Origin of the sequence: Microcystis sp. LE19-10.1B (genome assembly GCF_027530565.1) — a bacterium.
Taxonomy (GTDB): domain Bacteria; phylum Cyanobacteriota; class Cyanobacteriia; order Cyanobacteriales; family Microcystaceae; genus Microcystis; species Microcystis aeruginosa.
Map to the genome: position 1 here is coordinate 1 of NZ_JAPZQM010000703.1, position 5,503 is coordinate 5,503.

General features: G+C 40.5%; 7 protein-coding genes. 4 read left to right on the forward strand and 3 right to left on the reverse strand.

The features are described from left to right. Nucleotides 1-107 precede the first annotated feature (107 nt). Nucleotides 108-257 (reverse strand): hypothetical protein, encoded by a 150-nt coding sequence (locus tag O9332_RS24915; RefSeq protein ID WP_288027796.1) that lies wholly within the window; start codon nucleotides 255-257, stop codon nucleotides 108-110. A gap of 102 nt (nucleotides 258-359) precedes the next feature. On the opposite strand from O9332_RS24915, the gene O9332_RS24920 reads away from it, so the two are divergent. Beyond that, the gene (locus O9332_RS24920; RefSeq protein WP_288027797.1) at nucleotides 360-482 is read left to right on the forward strand and encodes a hypothetical protein; all 123 of its coding nucleotides are present in this window, start codon (nucleotides 360-362) and stop codon (nucleotides 480-482) included. A gap of 99 nt (nucleotides 483-581) precedes the next feature. On the opposite strand, the gene O9332_RS24925 is transcribed toward O9332_RS24920, so the two are convergent. Next, entirely contained in the window at nucleotides 582-743 is a 162-nt protein-coding gene (locus O9332_RS24925; protein WP_288027793.1) for a hypothetical protein, read from the reverse strand. Nucleotides 744-824: 81 nt separating this feature from the next. Between O9332_RS24925 and O9332_RS24930 the strand changes: the two genes are divergently transcribed. Genes O9332_RS24930 through O9332_RS24940 form a run of 3 tightly spaced genes read left to right on the forward strand, consistent with a single transcriptional unit; the run spans nucleotide 825 to nucleotide 4,357 of the window. Then, on the forward strand, nucleotides 825-2,210 hold the full coding sequence (locus O9332_RS24930; RefSeq protein WP_288027794.1) for a dihydrolipoyl dehydrogenase family protein: 1,386 nt from the start codon (nucleotides 825-827) through the stop codon (nucleotides 2,208-2,210). Between the two features lie 25 nt (nucleotides 2,211-2,235). Next, entirely contained in the window at nucleotides 2,236-2,859 is a 624-nt protein-coding gene (tmk, locus tag O9332_RS24935) for a dTMP kinase (RefSeq protein ID WP_043999041.1), read from the forward strand. Between the two features lie 4 nt (nucleotides 2,860-2,863). Continuing rightward, nucleotides 2,864-4,357 (forward strand): thymidylate synthase, encoded by a 1,494-nt coding sequence (locus O9332_RS24940; RefSeq protein ID WP_002758795.1) that lies wholly within the window; start codon nucleotides 2,864-2,866, stop codon nucleotides 4,355-4,357. Nucleotides 4,358-4,529: 172 nt separating this feature from the next. Here the strand turns inward: O9332_RS24940 and O9332_RS24945 are convergent, their stop codons facing one another. Continuing rightward, nucleotides 4,530-4,961 carry a DUF4278 domain-containing protein gene (locus O9332_RS24945; protein WP_002758794.1) on the reverse strand — a complete coding sequence of 144 codons (432 nt, stop codon included), beginning with the start codon at nucleotides 4,959-4,961 and terminating at the stop codon, nucleotides 4,530-4,532. Between the last annotated feature and the right edge of the window lie 542 nt (nucleotides 4,962-5,503).

Here is a 5,503-nt window from a genome sequence, read left to right on the forward strand (position 1 = left end):
TTCTCAATAAACAGTGCTTGTTGAGAATGACTGGGGGAACCCTGAAATTTTCGGCTTAGTTGGTGGCAGCTTGCCGCCAACTCACTCCTCTAGATAAGTATTTTGACTCAGGCATCTTCCTCTTTTGAGACGTTGTGACACTTAGGGTGCGGAATGTGGGTTTTTATATAGGGTTTGCGGCAAAAAGTTTTTCCTGGGGGCAGGGTGTGGGGTGTGGGGTGTGGGGTGTGGGGTTTTACCAGTTTTGAGGTGGCCAATTACCTAATTTTCAGGGAAAAAGTGGCTCTTCGGTTTGTGTTATGCAATGGACGGGGGTTATAAGGGATGTAACCCTTATATAGAAAGGCATTTAGCGATTTTTGACAATTGTTTTTGATCTAGAGCGAACTAATCCATTAAGTCTCTTACCAGATAAGGATTTAGTCGATTTATGCCCCCCTATCGAACCATACCAAGTAACGAAGAACCGAAAAAGTGCCTAAATTTCCCCCCGATCACTCCCAGATCCAGTACTTTTTGATTGACAAAAGGTCTAAAAGTCTTACCCAACAAGGTTTTTAGATTTATTCAGCCAGCCCTACTTAAGTGTTAAGTTTCCGATTCCTGAATACCGTCTCCTGAATACTGTCTCCTGACTTGAAAGAGGGTGTAGGGTGTAGGGTGTGGGGTGTGGGGGAATGGGGAAATGGGGAGACCACTTCGTGCGCGTTGCGGGGGGAAGTGGGGAAGTGGGGGAATTTCAACTAAAACCCTTAAACCCTAACACCCTAACACCCCAAAACCCCCAACACCTTTTTTGACTTTTGACTTTTTACTTTATATTTGTGGTTTACGACTTAGTAATTATTGGTGCCACTCCTACGGGGATAGAAGCGGCTTTGTTGGCTGTTCACCTCAAAAAAAGGGTGGCTTTAGTGCAACAGCCTTATAGCGGCAATTTAGAGGCATCTGAGGACATTTTTAGCAAGGGCTACAGCCAAATTATCCATCTCTATAAACTGCTGAATCATTGGCAAGAAACGGCCATTTATCCCCAATGGCAACAGTTGCGGCAATGGTTAGAGGAAGTAGATAAAACTATTAATAAACATCATTCTTTAGCGAGATTAGCCACGGAAGGAATAGATGTTATCCCGGGTGGGGGGGAATTTGTTCGGTTGCCCCATTTAGGATTTGTGGTTAATGGTCGGCAATTGTTGGCTAAACACTATCTTATCGCCACGGGTTTTTATCTGCAAGTCCCGAAAATTTTCGGCTTAGATGAGGTTAATTATTTTACCGCTCAAACCCTTTGGCAAGAGCCAAATTTAGACAAGTTGGGACAACATTTAGCGATTATTGGTAACAGCAGCATGGCTGTGAGTTTAGCGCAAATTCTCCGACGTTTGGGGAAAGAAATTAGCTTAATTATCGAGAATAATTATCTACTGCCGGATATTGATCGGGAAATCTGCCATTTAGTTACTGCCATTTTAGAAGCGGAAGGAATTAAGATTTTACCCGGCTATTGTCCTAGTCAAGTGAAAGCGATCGAGGGTCAAAAATGGTTACAATTAGGCAATCGTGTTATCGAAGTTGATGATCTCATTTTTGCCGGTAATTATCAAGTCAATGAACAGGGATTAAATTTGGCCGGGGTGGGAGTTAAACTAGAGGAGGGATTAATTAGGGTTAATCAGCAATTCCAAACCGATAATTCCCGCATTTATGCCCTAAATTTGCTCAGAAATAATTATCCCGATCCTACTTTAAATCACCGGGCTACTTTTGGGTTAGTCAAGCATCTGCTCACGGGAGAAAAATTTAACTTTAATCCCGAGCAAATTCCCTCATTTATTGCTTTCGATCCTGCTATTGCTTGGGTGGGTTTAACTGGAAAAGCAGCCCAGGACAGCTATGGTAAGGAGGTAAAGATGATCAACTATCCAATTAAAAATATGGTCCCACAGCAAATCTGGGGGGAAACCACGGGATTTTGTCAATTAATCTACCGACAAGATGGTAAAATACTGGGAGCGCAAATAGTCGGTAATCAAGCAGCAGAAATGATTAGTATTATCAGTTTAGCTTTCCAAGAAAATTTAACCATACAATCCCTCAATAAAAATATTTATACTTGGGGAAGTATGGGAGAGATTATCGGAGAAATGACGCAATTAATCCCCCCGAAAAAATCTTGGTTAACTTGGCTAAAACAATTATTCAGATAATTAGATTGAGAAGGAAGATTAAATGATGAAACCGAAATTTATTGTCTTTGAAGGTATTGACGGATCGGGAACAAGTACCCAAGCAAAACTCTTACAAGAATATTTTTTAAAGCGAGGGGAAAAAGCAGTTTTAAGTCCGGAACCTTCCGAGGGAGTTATCGGTCGTTTGATTCGAGAAATAATGCAAACTAATCTTATTTCTATCAAAGATCAAAATCAATTTGACCGACAAATGGCCTATTTATTTGCAGCTGATCGCCATGATCACTTATATAATGATCACGATGGCGTTTTTAAACTTATTCACCAAGAACAAACCCACGTTATCACTACTCGTTATTATTTTTCTTCCCTGGCCTACAATTGCAATAATCCCGAAGAATTTGCTTTTGTGCGGCAGTTAAATCAACATTTTCCCAATCCAGATATAGTTATTTATATCGATGTTCTTCCCGATATTTCTCTAGCAAGAATTAAAAACAGAGCCATCACAGAAGTGTACGAAAAACAAGAAAAATTAATGAAAGTTCGTCAAATGTTTATCCAGATATTTAAAGAATATAAAGATAATTGTTTACAACTGGATGGTAGTGATACAATAGAAAACCTTCACCGAAATATTATTAATTATCTTGAACGATTAATTTAAATCCATGCTTAGTACAGAAACCACCCCTAAATTCACCTACCAACCCCACTATAAACCCAATCAATTAATCTGCGGTCACGGCCAAACAGCAATTATCACGGGATGGACAGTAAAACAGTCCCTTGCTAAACATTTAAATCCCGACCAATACGCGGTGATTGGTAATCTTTATAGTCCCACCAGAGGAATTAGTCCCCTGCTGAGAAACTTAATAGCAAATCCCCACGTTAGATACTTAGTTATTCTCAACGCAACTAAGGAAGATAAGAACTCCGGTAGCTGTCAATGTTTGCTAGATTTTTTTAGTCAAGGATTCCAGTTAGGAAAAAGTGACACAGGTAAAGAATGTTGGCTAATTAATTCTTCTACCACTGGATATATTGACAAAGAAATTGACCGAGAAATTCTCGAAAAATTGCGTCAATCAATTCAATATCAACCAGTTAAATCCATCCCAGAAGCGATTGAAACTGTCAAAAATTATGCAAAACAATCCCCCTTACCAACTTGGGGAAAACCATTAACCTTTCCTATCTCAGAAAATCTTCCTTCTTTGCTACCCGGGACAAGATACGGTCATCGCATTGAAGGAAAAACTATTGCTGAAACTTGGGTAAAAATTCTCCAAAAGATTAAAACCACCGGCACAATTAGACCGACAGGATATGATGGTAAATGGCAAGAATTAATTGACTTAATGGCCGTTGTCACCAATGAACCCCCAGACTTTTATTTTCCTGAACCTAATTATTTGCCTATAGATAGAGCTTTTCTCACCGAATATATCGGACAAATTCTCGATGATTCCCCTATACACCAAGGAGTTAAATACACCTACGGTCAAAGATTGCGCTCTTGGTTTGGCAGAGACCAAATTGCACAGGTTATTAATAAATTAATCTCAGAAATTGACGCAGCCAGTGCAGTTATGTCCCTCTGGGATGTGAAAGACCACGAAAAGGGAGGTAGTCCCTGTTTAAATCATATTTGGGTGCGAGTGGTGGAAAATGAATTATCTCTCACCGCAATATTTAGAAGTAATGATATGTTTGCCGCTTGGCCGGCAAATGCCATGGGATTGCGCGCTTTACAGCAACATATTTGCCAAGAAATCAATCAACGCTCCCAGTATAATTTAACCTTGGGTCCATTGATTACTATTAGTCAATCGGCCCATATATACGATGATACTTGGGAGAATGTCGAACGATTAATCGCCACCCAGTACGATAAAATTGTCAATCAGCGCGACTTTTTTGACCCTAGCGGTAACTTTTTGATTTCTGTGGAAAAAGAACAAATTCTCGTCCAACAAACTACCCCCGGCAGCGGGGAAGTTGTCGCTTGTTATCAAGGCAAAAATCCCCTCAAATTAATCCGCGAGCTTGCCGCTACCAATCCCGCAATTATTCCCGAACATATCGGTTATCTGGGAATCGAGTTACAAAAGGCATACAATTGTATCAAAAATAATCAGCCTTATATTCAAGACCAGTAGATAGGTGGGAAGTTTCAGTGAACAGTGAACAATAAACAGTAAACAGTGAAAAGACAGTAGGAAACTTCTATTTAATACTACTCACTTAAAACTCAAATCTGATAACTGATAACTGATAACTGATAACTGATTACTGATAACTGATTACTGATAACTGATAACTGATAACTGATTACTGGTCCTTGTTTGCTGAACCAGCGCCGCGATATTTGAGAGATGAGGAGCGAATTGGGTTAGCCACCGTCGGATTATTGGTGATTTTAACCTCCGCACCGCGATATTTACCTCCTCGCTCCTTGACAGGAGCCTCGGTGACTGTTGGCTCGATATAGGTGGCGCCACGATACTTTTTCTCGCCGGCGGTTTCTGGAGTGGGGACGGGGAGATTCTTCTGCTCTTCTCGTCCTTGCCATAAAAAGGTGACGACAATCACAACTGTCAAGAGAATTAATAGCTGAATCTGCCAAGGAGCTAAAACCAGACTCAACACTAAACTAATTACCGTGGCGGCACTGGCCAGATAAGCGATCTCATCGCTGGACTGCTGCCAGAAATAGGCAGCCAAGGCAGCGGTGAATAGTGGGAACAAAAACAAATAGGACATTCTGGGTACACCTTGTCACGCTAGTGAACCAATCTCTCTATTATTACCCCCCTAGCTTCGATCGGCGAAAAATATTAACTTAGCTTATGTTACATATAAGTTTTATTTTGTCAATTCTTCTTTACAATTCGTAAAAATATTGTTACATTTATTTACATGAGCTAAAAGTTAAAGCAAAACAGCCAAGACACCAAGCCAGTTCAGATTGTTTCGGGGAGTATCAGACAAAATATGATTCCCTTAGTCCGAGACAACGGTGAAAAACTGGGCTGACTAGCTTAAAAAAGTTTTCGGGGTTTGGGTTTGCCCCATTGACAGATTTGCTTGAGTTCTCCTACATAACTTAGCGCTACCTCGGCTGGACACCGAGGTTTTTTATTTGGTTACAGCGTTTTCGACTAAGTAGGGTTTGCTGAATAAATCTAAAAACCTTGTTGGATAAGGCTTTTAGACTTTTTTTCCCTGAAAAAGTGCCTACCATTGGAGTGATTGGGGGGAAAATTTAGGGATTTTTTCCCTGAAAATTAGGTAATTGACCACCT

Bases quoted from the DNA above. Each gene is read 5' to 3' on its own strand.
- O9332_RS24940 (WP_002758795.1), top strand. From the start codon at position 2,864: ATGCTTAGTACAGAAACCACCCCTAAATTCACCTACCAACCCCACTAT.
- tmk (WP_043999041.1), top strand. From the start codon at position 2,236: ATGAAACCGAAATTTATTGTCTTTGAAGGTATTGACGGATCGGGAACA.
- O9332_RS24945 (WP_002758794.1), bottom strand. From the start codon at position 4,961: ATGTCCTATTTGTTTTTGTTCCCACTATTCACCGCTGCCTTGGCTGCC.